This window comes from Streptomyces sp. CA-251387, from assembly GCF_050936625.1.
Lineage (GTDB): Bacteria > Actinomycetota > Actinomycetes > Streptomycetales > Streptomycetaceae > Streptomyces.
On the sequence record NZ_JBNJMJ010000001.1, the window covers coordinates 7,464,654 to 7,487,884 of the forward strand.

Here is a 23,231-nt window from a genome sequence, read left to right on the forward strand (position 1 = left end):
GGCTGGGGGTGGGCTGGGTGGGTGAATCGGCGATCCAGTGATCTGTTGACTTTCATCCAGAGGGTTGACGGCACCCGTCACAGGTCGGACGTTCGTCGGCTGGACAGTGTCGTGTTGCCTCTGTCGCGGTCCGGTAGGACTCGGCAACTGGTCGGACCCGCAGTCGCCCGACATCGACGAGTCCCCCGGACAGTGGGCGTCAGAACGAATACCACCGCACCGTGTCGTCCCCGTCCCGCAAAGACGCCACCCGCCGCTCGAACTCGGCCAACGCCTTCGGATTGCTCGGCGCATGCTGAGCCACCCACGCACAACTCGCCGTCTCCCGAGCCCCCCGCAGCACCGAACACCCCTCCCACTCCCGCACATCCCAGCCGTACGCCTCGACGAACGAGTCATAAGCCGCCGCAGGCAACCCGTACCGATCCCGCGAGAGCGCCATCACCACCAGATCGTGCTCACGCAGATCGAACGAGAAGGTCTCCAGATCGACCAGTACCGGTCCATCGGCCCCCACATGGACATTGCGCGGCAACGCATCCCCGTGAATCGGCCCCGGCGTCAGATGCGGCGTCAACGCACCCGCGGCCGCGGCGAACCCGTCCCGCCGCTCCCGCAGATACGCCGCGTCCGCCGCGTCGATCGCATCCCCTGCCAGCCGCAGCCAGCGCTCCACACCCCCCAGCAACTCCCGCGGAGGCAACGCGAAAGGGGGCGCCGGCAGCGCGTGGACCACCCGTAGCAGTTCGGCCAAATCCCGCGGTTCGGCAGGCCGTACCGGCTCGGGCAGCCGATGCCACACGGTGACCGGATGCCCCTCGACGAGCAGCGCCTCGGCGGCAGCCGCCCGCACCGCCGGCACGCCCGCCCCGGCCAGCCACACCGCGATGTCGAGTTCGCGCCGGGCCCGGTCGAGGAGTTCCGCGTCGCGGCCGACCTTGACGACCAGGTCACCGGCGGCGAACACCGCGTTCTCGCCCAGGGCGAGCAACTGCGCGTCCCGCGCCGGCCCCGGCAGTACTCCCGCCGCGGCCAGTACGTCCCGCGCCCGTGCCTCGTCCATCGCCCGCCTCCGTGTGGTCGTACGCCCGCGTGAACGGCGTCGGATTCCCGCCATCCGCGCTCAGTCTCGCATTTCCACAGGTCGGACCGCGTGCGCGCGGTCTTGACGGGGTACGGCGCCTTCACGACCATGACGGGGCCCATCCGAGCCGCGCAAAGGGGCTGATTCCGTGACATCGGTGACCGAGGCGGAGAGGCCGGTGAGACGCGCGCCGGGCAGCAGAAGGCCCAAGAGGCAGCGGCGCGTCACAGAACACGGCGCCTGGTTCCTCGTACTCCCCGCGCTGATCCCCATCCTCGTCCTGAGCGTCGGACCGCTGCTCTACGGAATCCTGTTGGCCTTCACCGACGCCCAGTCCGGACGGACCGAGCCCACGCAGTGGATCGGCGCTCTCAACTTCCGGGACCTGCTGCACGACACGCTGTTCTGGGAGTCGTTCCGGATCGGCCTGGTCTGGGCGGTCGGCGTCACCGTGCCGCAGTTCCTGCTGGCGCTGGGCCTGGCCCTCCTCCTCAACCAGGACTTACGGCTGCGGTGGCTGGCCCGCGCCCTCGCGATCGTCCCGTGGGCCATGCCCGAGGTCGTCGTCGGCGTCATGTGGCGGCTGGTCTACAACCCCGACGCGGGCATCCTCAACGAGACGCTGCGCGACCTGGGCCTCGGCGACGGCCGTGACTGGCTCAGCGGGCTCGGCACCGCCCTGCCCGCCGTCATCGTCGTGGGCATCTGGGCGGGCATGCCGACCACGACGGTCGCCCTGCTCGCCGGGCTGCAGAACACCCCGCGCGAACTGCACGAGGCGGCGGCCGTGGACGGCGCCGGCGCCTGGCGCCGCTTCCGCACGGTCACCTGGCCCGCCCTGCGCCCCGTCGCCCTCTCCATCACGGCCCTCAACCTGATCTGGAACTTCAACTCCTTCGCCCTGGTCTACGTGCTCACCAGCGGCGGACCGGGCGGCCGTACCCGCCTGCCCATGCTCTTCGCCTATGAAGAGGCCTTCCGCTACGGCCAGTTCGGCTACGCGGCGGCGATGGGATGCGTGATGGTCGCGCTGATCTCGATACTCCTCGCCCTGTTCCTGGCGGGCCGCCTCAGGGGAGGTGACGAGTCGTGAGGACCAGCACCACGGGCCGTATCGGCCAGTACGCCGCCCTGCTCGCCTATCTCCTCTTCCTCGCCTTCCCCTTCCTCTGGCTGGTCTCCACCGCCTTCAAACCGCCCCGCGAACTCGGCAGCCTGCACCCCACCTGGATCCCGAAGGACCCCACCCTCGCCAACTTCCGCCAGGCCTTCGACGAGCAGCCCCTGCTGCACGCCGCCCTCAACTCCCTGATCGCCGCGCTCGGCGCCGCCCTGATCGCCGTACTGCTCGCGACCCCGATGGCGTATGTCATGGCCCGCCGGCGCACCCGGCTCGCGCGCGCGGCGACCGGCTGGGTGGTCGTCAGCCAGGCGTTCCCGCTCGTGCTGGTGATCATCCCGCTGTTCCTGGTGCTGAAGAACCTGCGGCTGATCGACTCGGTGCCGGGGCTGATCATGGTGTACGTGGTGTGGGCGCTGCCGTTCGTGCTGTGGATGCTCGTCGGGTACGTCCGCGCGGTGCCCCCCGAGCTGGAGGAGGCGGCGGCGGTCGACGGCGCCGGTCGGCTGCGGACCCTCGTCTCGGTGACCGCGCCGCTGCTGGCGCCGGGGATCGTGGCGACGGGGCTGTTCGCGTTCGTCACGGCGTGGAACGAGTTCTTCTTCGCGCTCGTTCTGCTGAAGACCCCGGAGAAACAGACCCTGCCGGTCGTCCTCACCCACTTCATCGGCGCGGAGGGCGTCGCGGATCTCGGCCCGCTGGCCGCCGCCGCGTTCCTCGCGACGCTGCCCTCGCTGGTCGTGTTCGCGGTCATCCAGCGGCGGATCACGGGCGGCATGCTCGCCGGGGCGGTGAAGAACTGATGCGTACAAAACTCCTCGCGGGCCTCGTCCTGGCGGCCCTGCTGATCGCCGGATGCAGCGGCGACGGTGACGGCGGTTCCGACGGCCGTATCACCCTGCGCTTCCAGTCCCTGGCCTGGCAGGAGGAGTCCGTCGAGGTCAACAAGGAGCTGGTGAAGGAGTGGAACGCCACCCACCCGGACGTCAAGGTCGAGTACGTCCAGGGCAGTTGGGACAGCGTCCACGACCAGCTGCTCACCTCCTTCGAGGGCGGTGAGGCCCCGGACATCATCCACGACGCCTCGGACGACCTCGCGGACTTCGCGTACGGCGGCTACCTCGCCGATCTGACCGACCTGCTGCCGCAGCGGCTCAAGTCCGACATTCCGCAGCACAGTTGGGACACGGCGACGTTCGGGGACGGTGTCTACGGCGTGCCGTTCCTCCAGGAGCCACGGGTGATCATCGCCAACGCCAAGTGGCTGAAGGAGGCGGGCGTACGCATCCCCACCCCCGAACAGCCGTGGAGCTGGCCGGAGTTCCGGAAGGTCACCGAGCAGCTGAGCGGAGACGGCAAGTACGGCGTCGCCTGGCCCCTCAAGGAACCCGTGTCCGCCACCCTCAACCTGTCCCTGTCGGCGGGCGGACAGCTGTTCCACCGGGGCGCCGACGGCAAGGTGACGATCAGATTCGAGCCGGGCGACCAGGTCGTGCCGCGCACGATCCACGACCAGGCGAACACCGACCGCAGCGCCTCGCCCACGACCCTGGGCAGCGGCGGCTCCGACACCCTGCCCGGCTTCTTCGGCGGCAGATACGCGATGGTCCCGCTCGGCTTCTCCTACCGCCAGCAGATCGTGCAGCAGGCACCGAAGGGCTTCGACTGGCAGGTGCTGCCCGCCCCGGCGGGGACCGACGGGCTCACCCAGGGCGTCAGCCCGCAGACGCTGTCCATCGCCGAGGACAGCCCGCACCAGCGGGAGGCGGCCCAGTTCATCGACTTCCTGCTCCGCCCCGAGAACATGGTGCGGCTCGCGCTGGGGGACTGGATGCTGCCGACCGGCACCGAGGCGCTGAAGGACCCGGCCCTGCACACGGCCGAGAACGACTGGGCCACCGGCACGGCCCTCGCCGGGCAGCTGCGCCCGGCGCCCGCACAGTCCGTCCGCGGCTATCCCGAGTGGAAGGACAAGGTGGCGACCCCGGCGTTCCAGGAGTACTACAGCGGGGCGATCGGACTCGACGAGCTGCGCGAGCGGCTGGAGGACGACGGGAACCTGGTGCTGGCGAGATACCAGCGCTGAGCGTCGGGCGGTCGGCGGTCGGCGGGCGGGTGGTGGGCGGGCGGCGGAAAACCCGTTGCCCGCCCCACCTCGGCCCCCCTAGCGTGCCGTACGTGGGACCCAACGCGATCTTCATCTCCGGTCACGGCCGGGGCTGCACGTACTCCATCCGGGTGCGCCGCGGCCCTGGTGCCCTGACCGGCCCGGGGAGCAGCATCACCCTCTGACGCCAGTGAGCGTCCGAGCGCCTCTCCTCTCCTCTCCTTTCGTCTTCCGGTCGGGGCATTCGTCTGCCCCTTTCCCGTCACGGAAGACAAGGACCACCGGCCATGGGCCGCCCCACCCCCGTTTCCCGCGCGCTCTCGCAGAGCTTCCTCACCGACCGCGCCGCCGCCGCACGCCTCGCCGAACTCGCCGTCCCGCGCGACGGAAAGCACCCTTTCCTGCTGGAAGTCGGCGCGGGCGACGGCGCGTTGACCGAATTGCTCGCCCCGCGCTGCCGCGAACTGCACGCGTACGAGATCGACCGGCGCCTCGTACCCGCCCTGCGGGCCCGCTTCTCGGACGCACCCCGCGTACACGTCATCGGCGAGGACTTCCTCGCCGCGCGACCTCCGCGCACCCCCTTCTCCGTCGCCGGCAACGTGCCCTTCTCCCGCACCGCCGCCATCGTCGACTGGTGCCTGCGCGCACCCGCCCTCACCGACGCCACACTCCTCACCCAGCTCGAGTACGCCCGCAAACGCACCGGCGACTACGGCAGCTGGAGCCGGCTGACGGTCCTGACCTGGCCCTGCCACGAGTGGCGGCTGGTCGGCCGGGTAGGGCGGCGCAGCTTCCGTCCCGTGCCGCGCGTGGACGCCGGGATCGTACGGATCGAGCGGCGTCGCACCCCACTGCTCGACGCCGGCGCGTACGACAGCTGGCGGCGCCTGGTCGAGCTCGGGTTCTCGGGAGTCGGCGGCTCGCTGCATGCCTCGCTGCGGCGGGCGCATCCCAGGCGGCGGGTCGACGCGGCGTTCCGCGTGGCCGGCCTCGACACGAGGGTCCTCGTCGGCGAGGTGCCGCCGGGGGCGTGGCTGCGGCTGCACGAGGTGCTGGGCCCATGAAAGCAAGTTGCACGAGACGTATCGTCTCGCTTAAGGTCGACGTCATGACCAGTCCCGCTCGCACGGCCCGACCCGCTCACATCGCCATGTTCTCGATCGCCGCCCACGGCCACGTGAACCCCAGCCTGGAGGTGATCCGTGAACTCGTCGCCCGCGGCCATCGGGTGACGTACGCGATTCCGCCCGCGTTCGCCGAGAAAGTCGCCGAGACCGGCGCGGAGCCGAGGCTCTGGAACTCGACCCTGCCCGGTCCCGACGCCGACCCGGAGGCCTGGGGCAGCACGCTGCTGGACAACGTCGAGCCGTTCCTGGACGACGCGATCCAGGCGCTGCCCCAGCTGATCGAGGCGTACGAGGGGGACGAACCGGACCTCGTCCTGCACGACATCACCTCGTACCCGGCCCGCGTCCTCGGCCACCGCTGGGGCGTACCCGTGATCTCGCTCTCGCCGAACCTCGTCGCCTGGGAGGGATACGAGGAGGAGGTCGCCGAGCCGATGTGGGCGGAGCCGAAGAAGACCGAGCGCGGGCGCGCCTACTACGCCAGGTTCCGCGACTGGCTCACCGAGAACGGGATCACCCAGCACCCGGATCCCTTCGCGGGTCGTCCCGACCGCTCGCTCGTCCTGATCCCGAAGGCGTTGCAGCCCCACGCCGACCGGGTCGACGAGTCCGTGTACACCTTCGTCGGCGCCTGCCAGGGCGACCGTGGCGCCGAGGGCGACTGGCAGCGGCCCGCCGGTGCCGAGAAGGTCGTTCTCGTGTCGCTGGGCTCCGCTTTCACCAAGCAGCCGGCGTTCTACCGCGAGTGCGTCAAGGCGTTCGGCGAGCTGCCGGGCTGGCATCTCGTGCTGCAGATCGGCCAGCATGTGGACCCCGGGGATCTGGGTGCCGTACCGGAGAATGTCGAAGTGCGGTCCTGGGTACCGCAGTTGGCGGTCCTCAAGCAGGCCGACCTGTTCGTCACGCATGCCGGCGCGGGCGGCAGCCAGGAGGGACTGGCGACCGCCACGCCCATGATCGCCGTACCCCAGGCGGTGGACCAGTTCGGCAACGCGGACATGCTCCAGGCCCTGGGCGTCGCCCGTCACCTCCCGACGGAGGAGGCCACTGCCGAGGCCCTGCGCACCGCCGCCCTCGCGCTGGTCGACGATCCCGAGGTCGCCCGGCGCCTGAAGGACATCCAGGGCGAGATGGCCGAGGAGGGCGGTACGCGGCGCGCGGCCGACCTCATCGAGGCGGAGCTTCCCCAGAAGTGAGCGAAGAGAGGGCCCGTTGGCTCCCCGGTGACCAACGGGCCCTCTCTTGCTCAGGGTGAGGCTCAGGGTGAGGTCAGACCCTCACCGGCTCACCTTCGTCATCGCGCACCGCGCCCCGCGTCACGGCCTCCGGTGCCTCGTCGTGCGTCAGGTCCGGCAGCCGGTTCAGCCACTTCGGCAGATACCAGTTGCGCTCGCCCAGCAGCGCCATCACCGCCGGGAGCAGCACGCCCCGGATGATCGTCGCGTCGATGAGGACCGCGGCCGCGAGGCCCACGCCCATCTGCTTCATGGACTGCATGGACAGGGTGCCGAAGATCGCGAACACGGCGACCATGATGACCGCGGCGCTGGTGACGACCCCGGCCGTGGTGACCACACCGTGCTGGATCGCGTCCTTCGTCGTAAGGCCCCGCAGACGCGCCTCGCGGATCCGCGAGACCACGAACACGTGGTAGTCCATCGACAGGCCGAACAGAATCACGAAGAGGAACAGCGGCAGCCAGGTGACGATCGCGCCGACGCCCTCCGCGCCCACCAGGGACGCGCCCCAGCCGTGCTGGAAGACGGCGACGAGGATGCCGTACGCCGCGCCCACCGACAGCAGGTTCAGCACGATCGACGTGACGGCGATCGTCAGCGAGCGGAAGGACAGCAGCATCAGCCCGAAGGCGAAGACCACGACGAACGCGAAGACCGGGATGACCGCTCCGGCCACCTGATCGTTGAAGTCCTTCGAGCCCGCGACCTGTCCGGTGATCGGCGCCTCGACGCCGTCGACCTTGCCGAGCGTGGCCGGGCGCACGTCGTCGCGCAGCTTGTCCAGGCTCGCACCCGCCTTGTCGAGATCGGAGCCGCCGACCAGCGGGACGTACACGAAGGCGACGTTCTGCTCGTCGTGCAGCTTGATCTCCACCGGGCCGCGCGAGGCGCCCGAACTGACCGCCCGCTCACGGAAGTCGGCGAGCGCGGACTTCACCTCGGGCGCGTTGATGTCGTCGGCCTTGACGACGACCTCGGCGGGCTCGGAACCGCCCGGGAAGGCCTCGTTGACCCGGTTGTACGTCTGCACGATGGGCAGCGAGTCGCCGAACTCCTGGTCCAGCGTGAGGTTCTGCGTCTTCATGCCGACCGCGGGAGCCGCGATGGCGAGCAGCGCGCCGCCCGCGACCGCGAGCGAGACGAGGGGCTTCGCGAGCACGCCCTTCAGCACGGCCGTCCAGAACCGGCTCTCGCGGTTGCCGCGCCCCCGGTTGCGACGGAACTTGCTCTCCGGGTGCAGGAAGGGAATCTTGCCCTTCTCGACCCGCTCGCCCAGCAGCGACAGCAGCGCCGGCAGCACCGTGACCGAGCCGATCATGGCGACCGCCACGACGATCAGCGAGGCCAGACCCATTCCCTGGAACGTGACGAGCCCGGTGAACAGCATGCCCGCCATCGCCACGCACACCGTGATGCCGGAGACGATGATCGCGCGGCCACTGGTGGCGGCAGCGACCCTGAGGGCGGTCTGCGCGTCCCGGCCGGCCTCGCGCTCCTCGCGCTCGCGGCGCAGATAGAACAGGCAGTAGTCGACGCCGACGGCCAGGCCGACCAGCAGCATCACAGAGTTGGCCGTGTCGCTCATCGGCATCACATGGCTGACGAGGCCCATCAGGCCCATCGTCGCCATGATCGCGGTGATCGCCAGCAGCACCGGCAGCAGCGCCGCCACCAGCGCGCCGAAGGCGATGAGCAGAATGCCGAGGGCCACCGGCACCGCGGAGTACTCGGCCTTCTGGAAGTCGTCCCCGAACGCGTCGTCGAACGTCTTCATCATGCTCGCGCCGCCGATCTCCTCGATCCGCAGCGACCCGTGGTCCTTCTGGACGTCCTCCACGGCCTTCAGCACGGGCTCCACGCGCTCACCCGCGGTGTCCGACTCGCCGCGCATGTCGAACTGCACCAGCGCGCTGCGGCCGTCCTTCGAAATCGTCTGTGTGTCGTACGGCGACGTCACGTCCGTGACCTTGCCGGTGCCCTCGACCGCCTTCACGACCGCGGTGACGGCGGCCCGGAACTCGCTGTCGGTGGCCTTGAGCGAACCGTCCTTGGCCTGGATCAGGACGGTCTCACCGGCCGGCTCCTCGATCCCCGCGTCCTCGATGATCCTGGCCGCGGTGTGGGTCTCGCCCTTCAGCTGGTCGCTCTCCTTGACGTCGACCCGGCCCGCCGCCGAACCGAGCCCCATCGCCAGGACGACGAACAGCACCCAGATGCCGACCGCCGCCCATCGGTGCCGGGCGCTCCAGCCGCCGGCCCGGGCGGCGAGGCCCCGCACCCGCGAATCTCCGTTCCCCATGACGGGCTTGCCCCCTTGATCGCGGTGCCGGCCCCCTGCCGCCACCTTTCGTTTCGAAGGTATGAGCCGGATAAAGGCATCTCGTCGTGCTGCCCGGTGAAGTGCGGCGGCCGGAACTCATCCCCTCGGCCCCCGGGCCCTCCCCACTGGGTAGGACGGCGGCCCCTTACATCTATCCGGCCGTGTCGGGGAAGGTGATCAGGGAGGCGCAGCTTGTGCCGCATGCTGACCGGTAAGTAAGTTACGGGGGCCGGGCGGTCCTCGTGCCCACCCCCACGGGGCACGACGACCGCCCCTGGGCTGCGGGATCGCCGTAAAGTGGCCGGATGACGACGACGTATGCGGCACTCCTGCGCGGAATCAACGTGGGCGGCAGCAGAAAAGTCCCGATGGCCGACCTGCGCACCCTGATGACCGGTCTCGGTCACGGCGGCGTACGCACCTACCTGCAGAGCGGCCAGGCGGTCTTCACCGCCGACCACGGCGACGAGGAGTCCCTGGCCGCGGAGCTCGCGTCGGCGATCGAGAAGCAGTTCGGCTTCACCGTGGACGTGATCGTGCGCGACCACGCCTACCTCAAGGCGATCGCCGACAACTGCCCCTTCCCCGCATCCGAGTTGGAGCCCAAGCAGCTCCACGTCACCTACTTCTCCGCCCCGGTCGACGCCGAGCGCTTCGCGGAGATCGACCAGGCCGCCTACCTCCCGGAGGAGTTCCGCCTCGGCGACCGGGCGCTGTACCTGTACGTCCCGAACGGCCTGGGCCGCTCCAAGCTCGCCGAAATTCTGTCGAGGCCACGGATCAACAAGGGTTTGATTGCCACGAGCCGTAACTGGAACACCGTGGTGAAACTCGTGGAGATGACTGGTGACTGACGTCCGTAACACAGCCGTGGAGGTCGCCGTCGAGGGCGAGCTGAAGCTGCTCGATCCCGAAGTCCGCCGCTCGCCCGAACTGCTGGGGTCGTTGCTGCACCCCGAGTTCCACGAGTTCGGGGCGTCGGGACGGCGCTGGGACCGGGCGTCGACCGTGTCCCGCCTGCCCGCGCAGACCGATCCGGCGGACCGGTATGCCGTCACCTCCGGGTTCAAGGGGGTCCAGCTCGCCCCCGACGTCGTCCACCTCGTCTTCGACACGGAGTGCAACGGCAGGCACGCGCACCGCAGTTCGCTGTGGCGGCGGACGGACGACGGGTGGCAGCTGTACTTCCACCAGGGGACGCCGTTCAGCGCCGAGGGGGAGTGACGTCGTATGCGCTACATCATCATCGGGGCAGGAGCGGTCGGCGGCGTCGTCGGCGGACGGCTCGCGGGCTCGGGGCACGAGGTCGTCCTGGTCGCGCGGGGCGCGCACCACGAGGCGCTGCGGGACCGCGGGCTGCGGCTCAGGGTGCCGGAGGGCGAACTGATCCACCGGCTGCCGGTCGTCGACGGGCCGGCCGCGCTCGGGGAGCTGCGCCCCGACGACGTCCTCGTCCTCGCCGTCAAGACGCAGGACAGCGCGGCCGCGCTGCAGACCTGGGCCCCCGTACCGGTCGCGGGCGGCGGGACGGCCGCCGAGCGGCTTGGGCTGCTCTGCGCGCAGAACGGCGTCGAGAGCCAGCGCCTCGCCCTGCGGCTCTTCCGGCGGGTGTACGGCGTCTGCGTCTGGCTGCCGTCGACGTACGTCGAACCCGGCGTCGTCTCCGCGGCCGGCAGCCCCCTCACCGGCATCCTGCACATCGGCCGCCACCCGCACGGCACCGACGAGACCGCCCGCCTCGTCGCCGCCGACCTGGAGAAGTCGCACTTCGAGGCGCCGGTCGTGCCGGACGTGGCGCGCTGGCAGTACGCCAAGCTGCTCGGCAACCTCGGCAACGCCCTGGAGGCGGTGGCCGGCCCCGTCGCCGGTGAAGAGGCCGCGCGGCTGCTCCGGCGCGTGCGGGCCGAGGGCGCGGCCGTGCTCGACGCCGCCGGGATCGCGTACGCGAGCGCCGAGGAACAGCAGGCGGCACGGGGCGACAAGGTCACCCTCGTCCCCCTCGACGGCGTCCCGCGCGGCGGCGGCTCCTCCTGGCAGTCCCTCACCCGCGGCACCGGCACCATCGAGGCCGACTACCTCAACGGCGAGATCGCCCTCCTGGGCCGCCTGCACGGCGTACCGACTCCGCTGAACGAACTCCTCCAGCACCTCGCCAACACCTTTGCGCGCCTTCGTCGGGCGGCGGGATCGATGCCGTTGGGGGAGCTGGTGCGGCTGGCCGACGAGGCGGTCGCGGCGGCAGGCGATTCACCGGGATTGGACCACTGAAGAGGCAGGTGATTGGGCCGGGAATCCGTCCCCATTGCCTCGTACCGTCGAGCCATGACCGACACCGCACCCACCCGCGTCGACTTCTGGTTCGACCCCGCCTGCCCCTTCGCCTGGATCACCTCCCGCTGGCTGCTGGAGGTCGAGCGCGAACGCCCGCTCGACCTCCGCTTCCACGCCATGAGCCTGTACCTGCACAACATCGGCAATGAACTCCCCGACTGGTACCGGGAGTTGGTGGATAAGTCGATCGGCCCGGTGCGGGTGGCCGTGGCTGCCGCCGAACGGCACGGAGAGAAGGTCCTGCGCGATCTGTACACCGCGTTCGGCACGCGCATCCATGAGCGGAAGGAGGACGACTTCGACGCCGTGATCGCCGAGTCGCTCGCGGAGCTCGGTCTTCCGGGCGACCTCGCCGACGCCGCGCACGACACGTCGTACGACGAGGCCGTACGCCGCAGCCATGAGGCCGGCGCCGAGCCGGCGACCGACGGCCGGCCGGGCGGCTACGTCGGCACGCCCACCATCCATGTCGACGGCACGGTGTGGTTCGGGCCGGTGCTGCGGGCGATACCGAGGGGCGCCGAGGCGGCCGAACTCTTCGACAGCTTCCGAGTGCTGGCCCGTCACCCCGACTTCTTCGAACTCAAGCGCACCCGCACGGGTGGACTGTCCTTCGCCTAGAAACCTCGCCGGGCCGGGCTCGACCACCGGCTCAGGTCGGCACGCCGCTGTTCCCGCGGCCCCTTGTCAACGTGGGCTGACCCGCTCCGCGCGACTTCCCGAACTCCGGGACAACCAGGAGAGGTTGTCCTTAGGGTGAAGCGCGCAGGAGAGCAGGAAGGGCAGGTCACCGTGGCGGGCAGAGCGTTACCGGTGTTGCCGCAGTACCGCAAGGACGGGGTGACCCGGCGGCTGTGTGCGTCCGTTCATCTGGATGATCACCTCGCCTTCGAGGTCGACCGCGACCTGACCGGGGACCGGCTGAACGCCATCGGGCTGACCCTCGGTGTCAACTTCGTGGCGCTCGCCCGGCACGCGCGGGTGGCCGTGCAGCGACGGGAGGCACTGGACCGTCAACTGGCCGCGCTCGGCGCGCTGTTGGTGATCAGCCTGTTCGCGGTCCTGTGGGGACTGATCGGCGGTCACAGGACGGTCGTCCAGGCCGGGTACTACGGCGTGATCGGCGTCCTCGTGGCCACGTGGTGGCTGGTTCACCACGCGGAGTCCCGGGCGCGTGCCGCGGCGCAGAAGGTGTTCCACGGCCAGGAGAAGGCCGATGCGCTCGCCCCGCCCGTGGAACCCGAGGCGGAGGCCTGGCTGCACGACCTCAAGCGCGCCAACGTCCTGCCGTACACGGACGCGGCCGCTCTCGACAAGCCGTTCGTCGGCAGTGGTCACATGCAGCTCGGGAAGGTCGTCGTCTGGCAGCCCATCGACGTCAGCAAGCCCGCCGAGGCGCCGGGCGGCGGCACCCTGCCGATACGGCCCTTCGACGCCATCGACCTCCACACCTATGTGGCACGCGAGATGGAACGCATCTCCGGCCTGGACGGCCTGCGCGCCAGGAACCGGCTCTACGTCCTCGGCAGCCACGCCTACCTCCTCCAGGACCTGGTACCCGACCGCACCGCGCGACCGCGGGCCCAGATCCCCAAGCAGCTCGTCCAGGCAGGCCTGCAGCAACCCGGCGCGGCCATGCGCACGCATCTGTGCCTGGAGCGGGTCGGCGAGGGCGGGCGGATCGTGGTGTCCATGTATGTGCGGGCCATCCTCAACCGGCCCAGCCTCAGCTGGGAGGTCGCCGTCTACGCGATACCGCCGCTCGGCCCCCGCTTCCACCAGGTCGACCGGCTGCCGGCGGCCCCGTTCGACCGCTGGAAGAGCATGGTCGCGTATACGACGCTGCGCCTGTGGCCCGAGCTGAAAGGCGCTCCTGGGCGCATCTCCGAGCGGGGCCGGCAGCGGCGCCGCTCCGCGAAGTCTCTGCGGAAGCTGCGCAGGGACATCAGCAGGCAGCACGTCATCCACGACTACGGCGCCCCCGACAGCCTGCGCGAACGGTACGGCGACTGGGAACAGGCGGGGCACAACGAACTCAGCGACGCGGCGGACTTCCTCAACCGGCTCCAGCAGGGCGTGCTCACGGCGACCGAGCGGTTCCTGAAGGACCACAACATCGACACCAGCTCGTTCGACAAGGCGCAGCAGATCATCACGCAGACCTACAACATCAACAACGTCAACGGCCCCAGCAACATCGGCGCCGGCGGCACGATCAACCAGCCCGCCGGACCACAGGGGAGCGGTCCTTCCGGGCAACCGGCCGGCGGCATGCCACCGGCCAGGCCCTGAACCGCGCACATCACAGGAGGTGGGACATGAGCACGTACAACATCCGCAACATCAACGGTCCGGCCAACATCGGCGACCACGGACACATCGAGGTCAACAACGGCGCCGACCCGGCCGCCGTCCTGCATCTCGCGGAGCGGCTCGTCGAGCGGCTGCACATCGACAACCCGGCGCTCGTCCCGCAGGCGCAGATCATCCAGGGCGAGCTGCTGGGCGCCGAACAGGACGGCCAGCCCGCCAACCGCGGCCGTATCCGCTCCGCCCTGGAGACCATCGGCATCGGCGTGGCGGCAGGCAGCGGCAGCCTCGCCCTGGTCCAGGAACTCGGCCGGGTGCTCGGGTTGTGACAGCGGGCCGCCCCGCACATCCGGGGCCGCCCCGCGCACCCATGGTCGCGGGGCGCCCGCCCGTTCCCTGCGGTCACTTGGCCCGTACGACCGCCCGCACCCCGCCTCCCAGGTCCAGCTCCAGCCCCGAGCGCAGGGGAACCGTCTGGCCGGGCCCGATCTGCTGCGGCGTGCCGTCGGAGCGGGTGCCCGTCCAGGTCTCCTTCGAGTGGTTCTTGATGCCGAAGCGGCCCGGCTTGCTTGGGTTTTCGACCAGTTCCGCGATCAGGGAGGCGTCCGAGCAGTCGTGCCGCGTCGGCTCCGGCAGCAGATGGTGCGCCTGGACCCGGGCCGCGCGGCGCAACCGGATGTGGTGCTCCGTGCGCGGCGGGGGAGTGGTCACCGTCAGGCGGGGCGGCAGCACCAGCTGCGTCCGGCACCCCCAGCAGGCGCGCGGCGGCGGCTTCTCGCCCGGCTCCGTCATGTTCTGCCGGCCGCAGGACGCGCACTCGACCGCCGAGTCCAGCACCGCCCGCAGCGCGTTGCGCCACTCGGTCTCGCGCACCCGGGCCGCCGGATCGTGCAGGCCGGTCGTGAAGCTGCGGCGGAACAGCTCCTGGAGCGTGCCCACCGCCGCGTCCCACGTCGCCAGCACGGTCGCGTGCTCCATCGGGTCGGGCGCGTTGGAGTCGTCCGCCGGATCGAAGACGAACAGCGGGCTCTTGCCGTACAGCCGCTTCTCCGCCGCCTCGTCGAAGCAGTGGATGCCCAACTCGCGTCTCCCTTCCAGCGGATGATGGTTCATCAGCAGCATGAACAGCAGCACGGCCAGCGAGTGCAGATCGGACTGCGTGCCCGGCCGCGCGCCCGGCTCGGCGCGCACCAGCTCCGGCGCCATGAACTTCATCGTCCCCGAGATGCCGCTGACGTCGCCCTCCACGACCGCGTTGTCGTTGTCGCAGACCAGCACGTCACCCGTGGCCGGATCGAAGAAGACGTTCCCCCAGGAGATGTCCCGGTAGGCGATCCCGCGCGAGTGCAGCGCCTGATACGCCTCCACCGTGTACAGACACGCCGTCAGCAACGCCCGTGTGCTGGTGCGCAGTTGGCGCCGGAACAGGTCCGGCAGCCCCTTGAAGCGCTCCGGGCGCAGCGCCATCAGATAGCCGAACGAACCCCGGTGCGCGCTGACGTACGCCTCGGGCCACAGGAACCGGTCGTCGTCGAAGTCCCGGCTGACCAGCTCCTTGACGATCGCCTCCTGCTCGGGTGTCGCACACGTCGGGTAGTACCACTTGAGCGCCTTGTCGCCGCCCGGAGTCCGCACCCGGTACACCTCGCCCTGGCCGCCGGCGCCCAGCATGTCGATGATCTCGACCTCGTCGCCGTTCTCCGCGGCCAGCCGCGTCCCGCTGTCGAGCATGCCGCTCATCTTCTACGTCTCCGTCTTCCGTTCCGTTTCCATGGGCCCGGTGCTCCGGCTCGCCGGGCCGACGGGGCGCAGCGCCGCCGCCAGGGTCGTGTCGTCGCCGGAGTACTGCGAGGCCTGCCGCAGCCACCCGGGCAGCGAGGCCCGCACCCCGTCGCTGCCCTCGGCCGCCAGACGCCCGTCCAGGCCCGCGACGAACTCCCGGTAGCCGTCCGCCGAGGCGAAGCTCTTCGACAGCCCGTCCGTCGACAGCACCACCAGTCGCGGCACACGCGCCTCGTCGAACACCGGCGCCCAGTGCATCCGCACCGCACGCCAGGCCTCATGACCGCACAGCGACTCCGTCTCGTCGCCGAGGTCCTCCTCGCCGGTCGCCAGCGGCCGGCGCAGCGCCCCGTCGTGCTCGACGACCGCCAGGTCGCCGTCGCCGATCTGCCACGCCACGAACAGCCACGGCGTGAGCACCGCGCCGATCAGCGTGGTGCCGTACAGCACCAGCTTCTCGTCCTGCTCCGGCTCCCGCGCCCCGTCGTCGGCGACCGGGCGGTGCCGGTCCCAGTGACCGAGGGCCGCCTCCCGCCAGTCGTGCACCAGGGCGCGCGGGAAGTCGTCCCGGGCGTACGTCATCAGCCGCGCCAGGCGCCCCGGCTCATGGCAGTCCCGGGCGGCCCGCCCGAACTCGGCCGCCCGCAGCAGGAACCGGTCCACGGCGAACCGCGCACCGAGCCCACTGCGCGCGTGCGCGGCCGAACCGTGTCCGTCGGCCACCGCCAGCACCAGCGGGTCGTCACCGCCGCCGGTGCCCGCACAGTCGTACCAGTCCTGGTTGTGCTGCTTGTTGACCCCCTGGACGCTCTCGCCGAGCGTCTCCCAGCGTCGCACCCCGAGCGTCACCACACGTCGTCGTCATCGTCGTCGTCGAGCACCGGCGGCGCGTACGGCTGCTTCACGGCCGAGTCCGCCGAGGCCGCCATCTGCTGCGACGCCGCCTTCACCGCCGCCGTCGACGCCCAGCGGATCGCCGCCGCCAGCTGCTTGGGGCTGTTGGCGTCCAGCGGCTGCAGCTCGGGGTTGCCGAGGAACTCCTGCAGCACCGAACGGTCCGCGTCGGCGCCGATCGCGATCGCGACCCGTACCGCCTTACGGCCCCACGGCGTCGCGTCGATCGCCTTCAGACCGGCCCTCCAGTCGTCCGTGGGCACACCGTCCGACACCAGCGCCAGCACCGGCTTCAGCGCCCGCTGCGGCATCGGCGGGCTCTGCAGCTCACGCGAGACCAGCGTCAGCGCCTCGCCGAGGTTGGTCATGCCGTCCACCTCGACGTCCTGCCAGGTGAAGTCGTCGACCGGGACCGGCGTCGGGTGGTGCCACTGGGCCGTGGTGGAGAACGTGATGGTACGCAGCAGCAGTTGGGCGGCCGGGTTGTCGTGGGCCACCGAACGCATCTCGGGAATCGCTTCCCTGATCGCGTAGTTGAGTCTGGCGATCTTCTCGCCCTGCATCGAGTACGAGCAGTCGAGCAGCCAGATGAAGTGGACCGGCCGGTTCGCCATGGGCCCGCCGGGAATGTCACTCACTGAAGCTTGTCCTTTCCGGTGGTCGATATCCCTGTGATGTTCGTGATGTTCGTGATCCGCGTGCGTGCGGGGATCAGGGCAGCAGCCACAGCGCGAGCAGGGCCACGGCGGCCGCCGTCAGTACGAGCGAGGCGACGAACAGGCCTGCCGCCATGCGCCGCCCACGCCCGATCGATCTGGTCACCTGGGTCATGCGGGGCTGTACTTCCTCTCCTTCTCGCCGGTGCCGCGCAGCCGCAGCCTGCGGTCCTTGCCACCCGCCCCGCCGTCCGGCCCGACCAGCCCCGCGGTCCTCAGCCCCGAGGCCGCGAGCAGCCACAGCACCGGCTCGGCGGCCCTGCGCTGCTCCGGCTCCAGCGGGCCGGTGCCGGTGGCGGCGTGGGCGCTGACGGCCCAGTAACGCGCCGACCGGAAGTCGTGCCCGAGAGCGCGTACGAGGCCGCCCAGGCCGATCTCCTCCAGCCAGCTGTCGATCCGCGCACCGGCCACGGGCAGCGAGCTCAGCTGGTCCAGCACGTCCCGCTTGGTGACGACCGCCGCCACCGACAGCCGCCCGCGCCGGCCGGCCAGCGCCGTGAGCTCGCCGATCAGCCGCTGATACGTCTCCCAGGGCCCCTGCGGCGACGGCCGGGCGGCCCCGGCCCGCCGGGCGTCCTCGTCGCTCAGCCTGCCGCGCACCTTGGGGTCGGCCAGCACGTCGGCCACCAGGACGATGCCGTCCGCGTGCGCCAAGTACTGCTGGGCACGCACGCGTTCGGCGTCGCTCACCGACTCGCCCATCGGGTCGTACAGGTACAGCAGCCTGCGCCGCCGCCCGCGCGCCACGGTCAGCATCAGGGCGCGCGGCTGGCCACCGGTCGTGGCGTGGGCCCAACCGGCCTGTTGCAGCTCCTGGTTGAGGTCGGCGGCCGTGCGCTTGTCCTCCGCGGAGGCGTACTCGACGGTCAGGTCGCCGCGTCGCGCCCACGCGTGCAGGCCCTCCACCATCGCCGCCATCAGCATCGTCTTGCCGGACGACGTCCCGCCGACCAGCGGCGCGTGCACGACCCGGGTGGTGCCGGCCGTCTCCGGCAGGGGCCGAGCGCAGTGCGGGCACAGCGCGGTCAGCTTGCCACGGCCCGAGAGCCGGGCGGCCGGCAGCCGGTGCCCGCACCCGCACACGTGCCACAGGACGCCGTACCGTCCCGGCCGCAGCACGCGATGCTCGGCCCGGCAGTCCGGGCAGCGGTGCACGGCCAGCGGCACGGCCCGATAGCAGCCGGGGTACGGACACTTGACGCGCACCCCACGCACCAGCAGCCACCCCCGCTCCACACCCCGCAGCACCGGTACGGCCGCCGCGCAGCCGAGCCAGACCAGCCCGAGCAGCAGGGCGAACACGGCATGGACGACGCCGAGGACGACGGTTGCGAGCGCGGCCCCGAGCAGCGCGCCCAGGGCGACGCCCGGGGCCACGCTCACGACCAGCACGAAACGGGAGGCCGGTGTGCTGCCGCGGATGCCCGAGGGACGGCGCCCGTGGAAGAGGTTCCGTACGAAACGCCCCATCCAAGGGTCGCGGACAGCGGTCCAGATGACCCGCATCCCGTATCCGGCGGCCGAGACGGCATCGACCCACATCTGCCGCCACCAGTACCCGAGATGAGCGGGCTCGCTCGCCCCGACGGCCGGCACGCGTTGATCGGGCCGCCCCACCTGCCAGGGCCCGAGCCCGCGCCACACGGCCCGCACACCGATGCCGAGGAAATGCCACAGCAAGCGGAAGAGACAGAGGCCGACGGCGAGGAGAAGGACCGAGCCGAGCAGGAGGACGAGCGGGAGGGACAGGGTGAGACTGTCCACCGCAGTGAGAGCAATCATCAGCGCCGCCCCTCTGTCCCCGGCGGTTCCACGTCCCCGGACCACACCTGTGGCTGGTCCGTGCCGCGACGGCCGCGCCCGGACAGGCGGCCGGCGAGGCGGCCCAGGGCACCGGGGCGGTTCCAGGTACGGAACGCGTCCAGCCTTCCGCGGCCGGTGCGGCCGAGGGCCTCCTCGATGGCGGTGACGTCCTCGGCGGGCAGTGCCCGCACGATCGGCCGCAGCACCTTCGTCAGCAGGACCGTCCGCGTCTCGTCCCACCCAGGGCGGGTCCCGGCGAAGGCGCTCCACGCACTGAAGCAGGCGGCGGCATACGACGGCACCGTCCGCAGCCGGTCGGCCACCCGGTCCGAGCGCCCCACCCGCTCGTACGCCGCGAGCAGCCGCGGTTCGGCCGCCCTGGCCAAGGGGTACAACTCGCTCTCGGGCCCCGGTCCCAGGACGAGCCGCCGCGCCAGGGCGTCGAACACCCGCTCAACGACCGTCTCCGGCACGGGTTCGGCCGCGCCGTCCCGCAGCTCCAGCGCCCGGCCGACCCAGTCCTCGCCCTCGCCCTCGGTACCGAGCAGATCGGCGAACTCCAGCAGAAGCAGGGCCGCGCGCTGCCCGGGCCGCAGCTCCGTGGGGAAGCAGCGCAGCAGGTCGACGGCGAGCACGGGGACGTCGGGGTCGTCCGGGGGCGCGGTGAGCGCGGCGTCGATCAGTATGTCCCGGGTGCCGGCCGCGCGGTGGATGTCCGACCCCAGCTGGTTGAGCAGCAGGCTCCCCTCCTGGCCCGTCGGCAGCTCGCCGGACCACACCAGCCGGAGCGCGGTGCGCAGGACCCCTGTGTCGGCGTGCGGTGAGACGCCCGCGGTGCGCAGGACACCGTGGAACCGACCGAGCCGGTCACCACCGGACCCGCCATCGGGCCCGCCCGCCATGACACACATCCGCAGATGCGGGAACGCGGTCTCCCCCTCCACGGGCAGCCCCACCCCGGCCAGCCTCCGCGCCACACTGGGCGGATCGGCCGCGGCCAGCGCGTTCAGAGCGCCGAACAGCGCGATGCGCAGGGCCGGGTGCTCTTGCACGGCGTCGAGGAGGGCGGGAGGACAGGGGGACGGGGGGTGCGCGGGCGGGCTGCCCGCGAGGGTGGTGGCAGGGCCGACGGCCGGGGCGGGGCCGAGGCTGTCGACCGGCGTGTGGCCCGGGCCGTTGGTGGGGGTACGGCCCCGGCTGTCGGCGGGGGTACGACCGAGGAGGTCGGACCGCGTGCCGCCCGCAGTGCCGCCCACAGTGTCGGCCGGAGCCCTGCCGGGGCTGTCGCTCGGGGCGTGACTCCACCAGGCGTCGCCCGGCCGGTCACCCGTGCCGATGTGGGACGTACGCCCCTCGCGGTCGGCGGGATGCCGGCCCGAACTGTCGGCCGGAGTCCTCCCCGAACCGTCGGCCGGACTCCTCCCGGAACCATCGGCCGGAGCCCTCCCCGAACCATCGGCCGGAGTCCTGCCGGCACTGTCGGCCGGGGTTTGGCTCCACCACGCGTCGGCCGGGTGGCGACCCGCGCCGCCGGACGACCCACGCCCCGCGCCGTCAACTGCGGAACGCCCCTCTCCGCGAGCCGGGGAACGCCCTTCCCCGTCAACCGGGGAACGTCCCTTTCCGTACCCTGCCGAGTCGGTCGCCCCATACCCCGCCGAGTCGGTCGCCCCGTAACCCGCCGAGGAGTTGCCCGCTGCTTCCCCCACCCCCGCGGACGGCTCCGCCACCAGCCCCCGGGCCAGTCGGCCCGCCAGTTCCGGCAGCAGGTCCTGGCAGTCGATGTCCAGGAGGTCCGCTGTCCGCAGCAGGGCGAGGGGGCGGCCGGTGGCCGGTTCCCGCTCGTCGGCGATCCCGGCACGCAGCGCGGGCGCCAGCTCCCGGGCCAGCCTGGCCTGGGCCTCCGCCGTCAGCGACCCGGCACGCAGCGTGGGCATCGGGCCGCGCCCCCGTACGGCCGAGACCAGAACCCGCGCTGCGAGGGGCGCGGTCACGACGCTCGGCAGCCGACCCTCCAGCCGGGCCAACAAGGCGGCAAGGGCGGCCCCTTCGCCGTCGGCGGGGGCGTCAGAGTCGTCGGCGTGTGCGCCCGATCCGGACCCGGTGCGACCCGCATCCCGGGCACCCCCGGTCTCGCCGCCCTCGCACAAGGCGCCCACCAGCGCCGTCAACATGTCGTCAGCGAGCGTGCCCGCGTGCTCGACCGCCCACCGCGCAGCCGCCGTACGACCCGCCGTGCCCAGCTCGACGCCCGCCACCAGCGCGGCCACCGCCAGCGGCCCGGTCTCAGGGGCTGTGTCACGGAACAGGTCGGGGCGTCCGGCGCACCAGATCTGCGCGCAGATCTCGGCCCACGCGTCCGCTGCGGTCACCGGTTCCGGCGCCGGTCGGGCCGTACAGTCGTGGACCCGGTAGCGGTGGTCGTGGGTGATCGGTTCGGAGGACGGCAGGACTCCGATGATCTGCTGGCGGGCCTGTTGCGGTCGGCGGGTGTAGGTGGTGAACGTCAGCCGGTGGGCCTGTTCGCGCGGCAGGACCGTGCAGGCGAGTGCGATCCACTGGGCGACGTCCGCGCTGTCGTGCTCGACGAGCACGATCTGGGCGGCGGCGTCCGGGGTCTCCACCACCGCCCGCAGGTCGGCGAAGAACGCGGCCAGGCGGTCGGACCGCGAGACAGCGAACGCGATCAGGCTGTCCCGGCGGAGCAGGCCGGACGGCTCGAAGCGGTCGATCGGAACGGGACGGCCGTCCGGCGGCGTGGTGTCGGCCCAGCGCGGCGACTCCCAGGCCGTGATCGGCAGCGCACCATCCGGCAGCCGGGTCCCCGGCGGCAGATGCAGCGCGTGCGCGTGGAAGTTCCCCCAACGACCGCTGTAGTCCGCCCCGGTGTAGACGGAACGGCTCAACAGTCGCCCGCCATCGGCGAGTTCGGAGAAGCTGAAGGCCTTGGGGAAGCTCTTGAGCTGCTCGGCGTCGGGGCGGGCCGGGAAGTCACGCGGGGGCTCGTAGCCGATGACCTGCTCGGCCTCCCGCAGCAGCCCCTGCGGGACCCCGGCACTGACCGCCGTGAACCGGAAGCCCGAACCGTCGGGCCCGGGCGGCGCCGAGGTGTAGTGCAGTTGGGCGAGGGTCACTTGACACGTTCCTTCCCTGCGCGTCCCTTCGCGGTGGACCGCACGGGCAGCAGCCCCCGCCGGGCCAGCAGCCACAGCAGCGGATCCTCCACCCGCACCGGCTGCGGCCCCGACTTGGGTACGTCCGCGGGCGCCTCGGCGGGCGGCGGCGCACCGAGCGCCGACAGTCCGAACAGCGACAACTCGGCGAAGTCCAACTCCAGTTGGCGTACGAGAGCGCCCGAATCCCACTCCGCCATCAGTGACCGGATCTCCTCGTGCACGGCGAGCCGGTCGTCCTCGTCGAACCGCCCGTCGGTGTGCGGCGCGTTGCGCAGCACCGGCGAATGGGGATCGAGCAGCGACTTGAGCATGTCCGTCTTGGTGACGGCGACCGCGATCGGCGTGGACACCCGCCCGCGGGAGCCGCCCTTGCCGTGGGCGCGCAGCTGGGCGGCCAGGTCGGAAGCGATCTGCCGCGGAGGGGTCTCGACGACGGGCAGCGGAGGACCGTCGTGCACGGGCAACTGGTCCCGCACCGAACCGAGTTGGAGCGGATCGACGAGCAGGACTATGCCGTCGGCGGCGCTGAGATAGCGGGTGTAGCGGTCCATCGCCTCGGCGCCAGCGAGGTCCTCGCCCGCCGCGTCGAAGAACACCAGAGTCGTGTGCCGGGTGCCGGAGCCCGGTCGGCCGCGTCTGGGCACACTGAGCCGGTACAGAAGCGGGTCGTTGAAGCCGAGGGCGGCCGGGCGGGTGGCGTCCGGCAGCCGCAGCCGCTCGTACAGATCCTCGGCCATCTCCTTGTCCCGCTGCTGGGTGGTCTGCCCCATCGCGGCCAGCGAGGCGTGAAAGGCCTGTCCCACACGCTGGTTCAACTCGTTGACCAGCACGGACACATAGGTGCTCTTGCCGGAGGCCTTGGCGCCGACCAGCGCGATGATCCGGCTGTCCTGGTCGCAGTAGTCGCTCGGCAGATCGCTGTGACAGACCCGGCACACCCGCACCGGGGTAGGCACCCCGCAGTCCGGGCAGGGCACGCTGCTGCCACCGCGCAGTCCGCCGCCCAGAGCGGGGATCCTGCGGGCCGGGGTGAAGACAGGGCCGCGCATCCTGGCCGCCGGGGGCACGCTGGGTCCCATGAACCCCGCCCATATGTCGTCGCGTTGGGGGCCGCACGGGGTGCCGCCCCGCACACCGCTCGGCGTCATCAGACAGCGGTAGGGCAGCTTGGCCGCGGAGGTGCGGTCGAAGCAGTAGGGGCAGATCACGGTCGTCATGAC

Annotated in this window: 19 protein-coding genes; 11 read left to right on the top strand and 8 right to left on the bottom strand. The window is 71.6% G+C overall.

Going from position 1 to position 23,231, the window contains the following annotated elements; genetic code table 11:
* Positions 1-199: 199 nt before the first annotated feature.
* Positions 200-1,063: a phosphotransferase gene (locus ACQEV2_RS33250; protein ID WP_433049867.1), complete on the bottom strand. Its 864-nt coding sequence runs from the start codon at positions 1,061-1,063 to the stop codon at positions 200-202.
* A gap of 169 nt (positions 1,064-1,232) precedes the next feature.
* Between ACQEV2_RS33250 and ACQEV2_RS33255 the strand changes: the two genes are divergently transcribed.
* The 5 genes from ACQEV2_RS33255 (at position 1,233) to ACQEV2_RS33275 (ending at position 6,637) form a co-directional block, all read left to right on the top strand.
* Positions 1,233-2,177, top strand: coding sequence for a carbohydrate ABC transporter permease (locus ACQEV2_RS33255; protein WP_433049870.1), 945 nt, complete (start codon positions 1,233-1,235; stop codon positions 2,175-2,177).
* Positions 2,174-3,007 carry a carbohydrate ABC transporter permease gene (locus ACQEV2_RS33260; RefSeq protein ID WP_433049873.1) on the top strand — a complete coding sequence of 278 codons (834 nt, stop codon included), beginning with the start codon at positions 2,174-2,176 and terminating at the stop codon, positions 3,005-3,007. The genes ACQEV2_RS33255 and ACQEV2_RS33260 overlap by 4 nt, the downstream gene beginning before the upstream one ends.
* Positions 3,007-4,290, top strand: coding sequence for an ABC transporter substrate-binding protein (locus ACQEV2_RS33265; protein ID WP_433049876.1), 1,284 nt, complete (start codon positions 3,007-3,009; stop codon positions 4,288-4,290). The genes ACQEV2_RS33260 and ACQEV2_RS33265 overlap by 1 nt, the downstream gene beginning before the upstream one ends.
* Before the next feature lie 308 nt (positions 4,291-4,598).
* The gene (gene erm / locus ACQEV2_RS33270) at positions 4,599-5,378 is read left to right on the top strand and encodes an ErmE/ErmH/ErmO/ErmR family 23S rRNA (adenine(2058)-N(6))-methyltransferase (protein ID WP_433049879.1); all 780 of its coding nucleotides are present in this window, start codon (positions 4,599-4,601) and stop codon (positions 5,376-5,378) included.
* Between the two features lie 44 nt (positions 5,379-5,422).
* Complete coding sequence (locus tag ACQEV2_RS33275) at positions 5,423-6,637, top strand: glycosyltransferase (RefSeq protein ID WP_433049882.1); 1,215 nt, start codon at positions 5,423-5,425, stop codon at positions 6,635-6,637.
* Positions 6,638-6,710: 73 nt separating this feature from the next.
* On the opposite strand, the gene ACQEV2_RS33280 is transcribed toward ACQEV2_RS33275, so the two are convergent.
* A complete protein-coding gene (locus ACQEV2_RS33280; RefSeq protein WP_433049885.1) occupies positions 6,711-8,978 on the bottom strand; it encodes an MMPL family transporter in 2,268 nt (755 codons plus the stop codon).
* Positions 8,979-9,304: 326 nt separating this feature from the next.
* On the opposite strand from ACQEV2_RS33280, the gene ACQEV2_RS33285 reads away from it, so the two are divergent.
* The 6 genes from ACQEV2_RS33285 to ACQEV2_RS33310 all read left to right on the top strand — a co-directional run bounded on the left by ACQEV2_RS33285 (position 9,305) and on the right by ACQEV2_RS33310 (position 13,969).
* A complete protein-coding gene (locus ACQEV2_RS33285; RefSeq protein WP_433049888.1) occupies positions 9,305-9,853 on the top strand; it encodes a DUF1697 domain-containing protein in 549 nt (182 codons plus the stop codon).
* Positions 9,846-10,223: a DUF4440 domain-containing protein gene (locus ACQEV2_RS33290; RefSeq protein ID WP_433049891.1), complete on the top strand. Its 378-nt coding sequence runs from the start codon at positions 9,846-9,848 to the stop codon at positions 10,221-10,223. Before ACQEV2_RS33285 ends, ACQEV2_RS33290 begins: the two co-directional genes overlap by 8 nt.
* A gap of 6 nt (positions 10,224-10,229) precedes the next feature.
* Positions 10,230-11,267, top strand: a complete 1,038-nt coding sequence (locus ACQEV2_RS33295; protein ID WP_433049894.1) for a ketopantoate reductase family protein — start codon at positions 10,230-10,232, stop codon at positions 11,265-11,267.
* Between the two features lie 54 nt (positions 11,268-11,321).
* Positions 11,322-11,951 carry a mycothiol-dependent nitroreductase Rv2466c family protein gene (locus tag ACQEV2_RS33300; RefSeq protein WP_433049897.1) on the top strand — a complete coding sequence of 210 codons (630 nt, stop codon included), beginning with the start codon at positions 11,322-11,324 and terminating at the stop codon, positions 11,949-11,951.
* 135 nt (positions 11,952-12,086) lie between these two features.
* Complete coding sequence (locus ACQEV2_RS33305; protein WP_433049900.1) at positions 12,087-13,622, top strand: hypothetical protein; 1,536 nt, start codon at positions 12,087-12,089, stop codon at positions 13,620-13,622.
* A 26-nt stretch (positions 13,623-13,648) separates the two neighbouring features.
* Complete coding sequence (locus ACQEV2_RS33310) at positions 13,649-13,969, top strand: hypothetical protein (RefSeq protein WP_433049903.1); 321 nt, start codon at positions 13,649-13,651, stop codon at positions 13,967-13,969.
* A 73-nt stretch (positions 13,970-14,042) separates the two neighbouring features.
* Here ACQEV2_RS33310 and ACQEV2_RS33315 read toward each other — a convergent pair whose 3' ends face one another.
* From ACQEV2_RS33315 to ACQEV2_RS33340, 6 genes are all read right to left on the bottom strand, one after another.
* Complete coding sequence (locus ACQEV2_RS33315; RefSeq protein WP_433049906.1) at positions 14,043-15,380, bottom strand: protein kinase domain-containing protein; 1,338 nt, start codon at positions 15,378-15,380, stop codon at positions 14,043-14,045.
* 3 nt (positions 15,381-15,383) lie between these two features.
* Positions 15,384-16,274: a protein phosphatase 2C domain-containing protein gene (locus tag ACQEV2_RS33320; protein ID WP_433049909.1), complete on the bottom strand. Its 891-nt coding sequence runs from the start codon at positions 16,272-16,274 to the stop codon at positions 15,384-15,386.
* The gene (locus tag ACQEV2_RS33325; RefSeq protein WP_433054963.1) at positions 16,268-16,930 is read right to left on the bottom strand and encodes a vWA domain-containing protein; all 663 of its coding nucleotides are present in this window, start codon (positions 16,928-16,930) and stop codon (positions 16,268-16,270) included. Before ACQEV2_RS33325 ends, ACQEV2_RS33320 begins: the two co-directional genes overlap by 7 nt.
* 213 nt (positions 16,931-17,143) lie before the next feature.
* Positions 17,144-18,814, bottom strand: coding sequence for a TRAFAC clade GTPase domain-containing protein (locus ACQEV2_RS33330; protein WP_433049912.1), 1,671 nt, complete (start codon positions 18,812-18,814; stop codon positions 17,144-17,146).
* Positions 18,814-21,969: a GTPase-associated protein 1-related protein gene (locus tag ACQEV2_RS33335; RefSeq protein WP_433049915.1), complete on the bottom strand. Its 3,156-nt coding sequence runs from the start codon at positions 21,967-21,969 to the stop codon at positions 18,814-18,816. The genes ACQEV2_RS33330 and ACQEV2_RS33335 overlap by 1 nt, the downstream gene beginning before the upstream one ends.
* The gene (locus ACQEV2_RS33340; protein WP_433049918.1) at positions 21,966-23,228 is read right to left on the bottom strand and encodes a TRAFAC clade GTPase domain-containing protein; all 1,263 of its coding nucleotides are present in this window, start codon (positions 23,226-23,228) and stop codon (positions 21,966-21,968) included. Before ACQEV2_RS33340 ends, ACQEV2_RS33335 begins: the two co-directional genes overlap by 4 nt.
* Between the last annotated feature and the right edge of the window lie 3 nt (positions 23,229-23,231).

Bases quoted from the DNA above. Each gene is read 5' to 3' on its own strand.
- ACQEV2_RS33250 (WP_433049867.1), bottom strand. From the start codon at position 1,063: ATGGACGAGGCACGGGCGCGGGACGTACTGGCCGCGGCGGGAGTACTG.
- ACQEV2_RS33265 (WP_433049876.1), top strand. From the start codon at position 3,007: ATGCGTACAAAACTCCTCGCGGGCCTCGTCCTGGCGGCCCTGCTGATC.
- erm (WP_433049879.1), top strand. From the start codon at position 4,599: ATGGGCCGCCCCACCCCCGTTTCCCGCGCGCTCTCGCAGAGCTTCCTC.
- ACQEV2_RS33275 (WP_433049882.1), top strand. From the start codon at position 5,423: ATGACCAGTCCCGCTCGCACGGCCCGACCCGCTCACATCGCCATGTTC.
- ACQEV2_RS33280 (WP_433049885.1), bottom strand. From the start codon at position 8,978: ATGGGGAACGGAGATTCGCGGGTGCGGGGCCTCGCCGCCCGGGCCGGC.
- ACQEV2_RS33285 (WP_433049888.1), top strand. From the start codon at position 9,305: ATGACGACGACGTATGCGGCACTCCTGCGCGGAATCAACGTGGGCGGC.
- ACQEV2_RS33295 (WP_433049894.1), top strand. From the start codon at position 10,230: ATGCGCTACATCATCATCGGGGCAGGAGCGGTCGGCGGCGTCGTCGGC.
- ACQEV2_RS33300 (WP_433049897.1), top strand. From the start codon at position 11,322: ATGACCGACACCGCACCCACCCGCGTCGACTTCTGGTTCGACCCCGCC.
- ACQEV2_RS33310 (WP_433049903.1), top strand. From the start codon at position 13,649: ATGAGCACGTACAACATCCGCAACATCAACGGTCCGGCCAACATCGGC.
- ACQEV2_RS33315 (WP_433049906.1), bottom strand. From the start codon at position 15,380: ATGAGCGGCATGCTCGACAGCGGGACGCGGCTGGCCGCGGAGAACGGC.
- ACQEV2_RS33325 (WP_433054963.1), bottom strand. From the start codon at position 16,930: ATGGCGAACCGGCCGGTCCACTTCATCTGGCTGCTCGACTGCTCGTAC.
- ACQEV2_RS33330 (WP_433049912.1), bottom strand. From the start codon at position 18,814: ATGATTGCTCTCACTGCGGTGGACAGTCTCACCCTGTCCCTCCCGCTC.
- ACQEV2_RS33340 (WP_433049918.1), bottom strand. From the start codon at position 23,228: ATGACGACCGTGATCTGCCCCTACTGCTTCGACCGCACCTCCGCGGCC.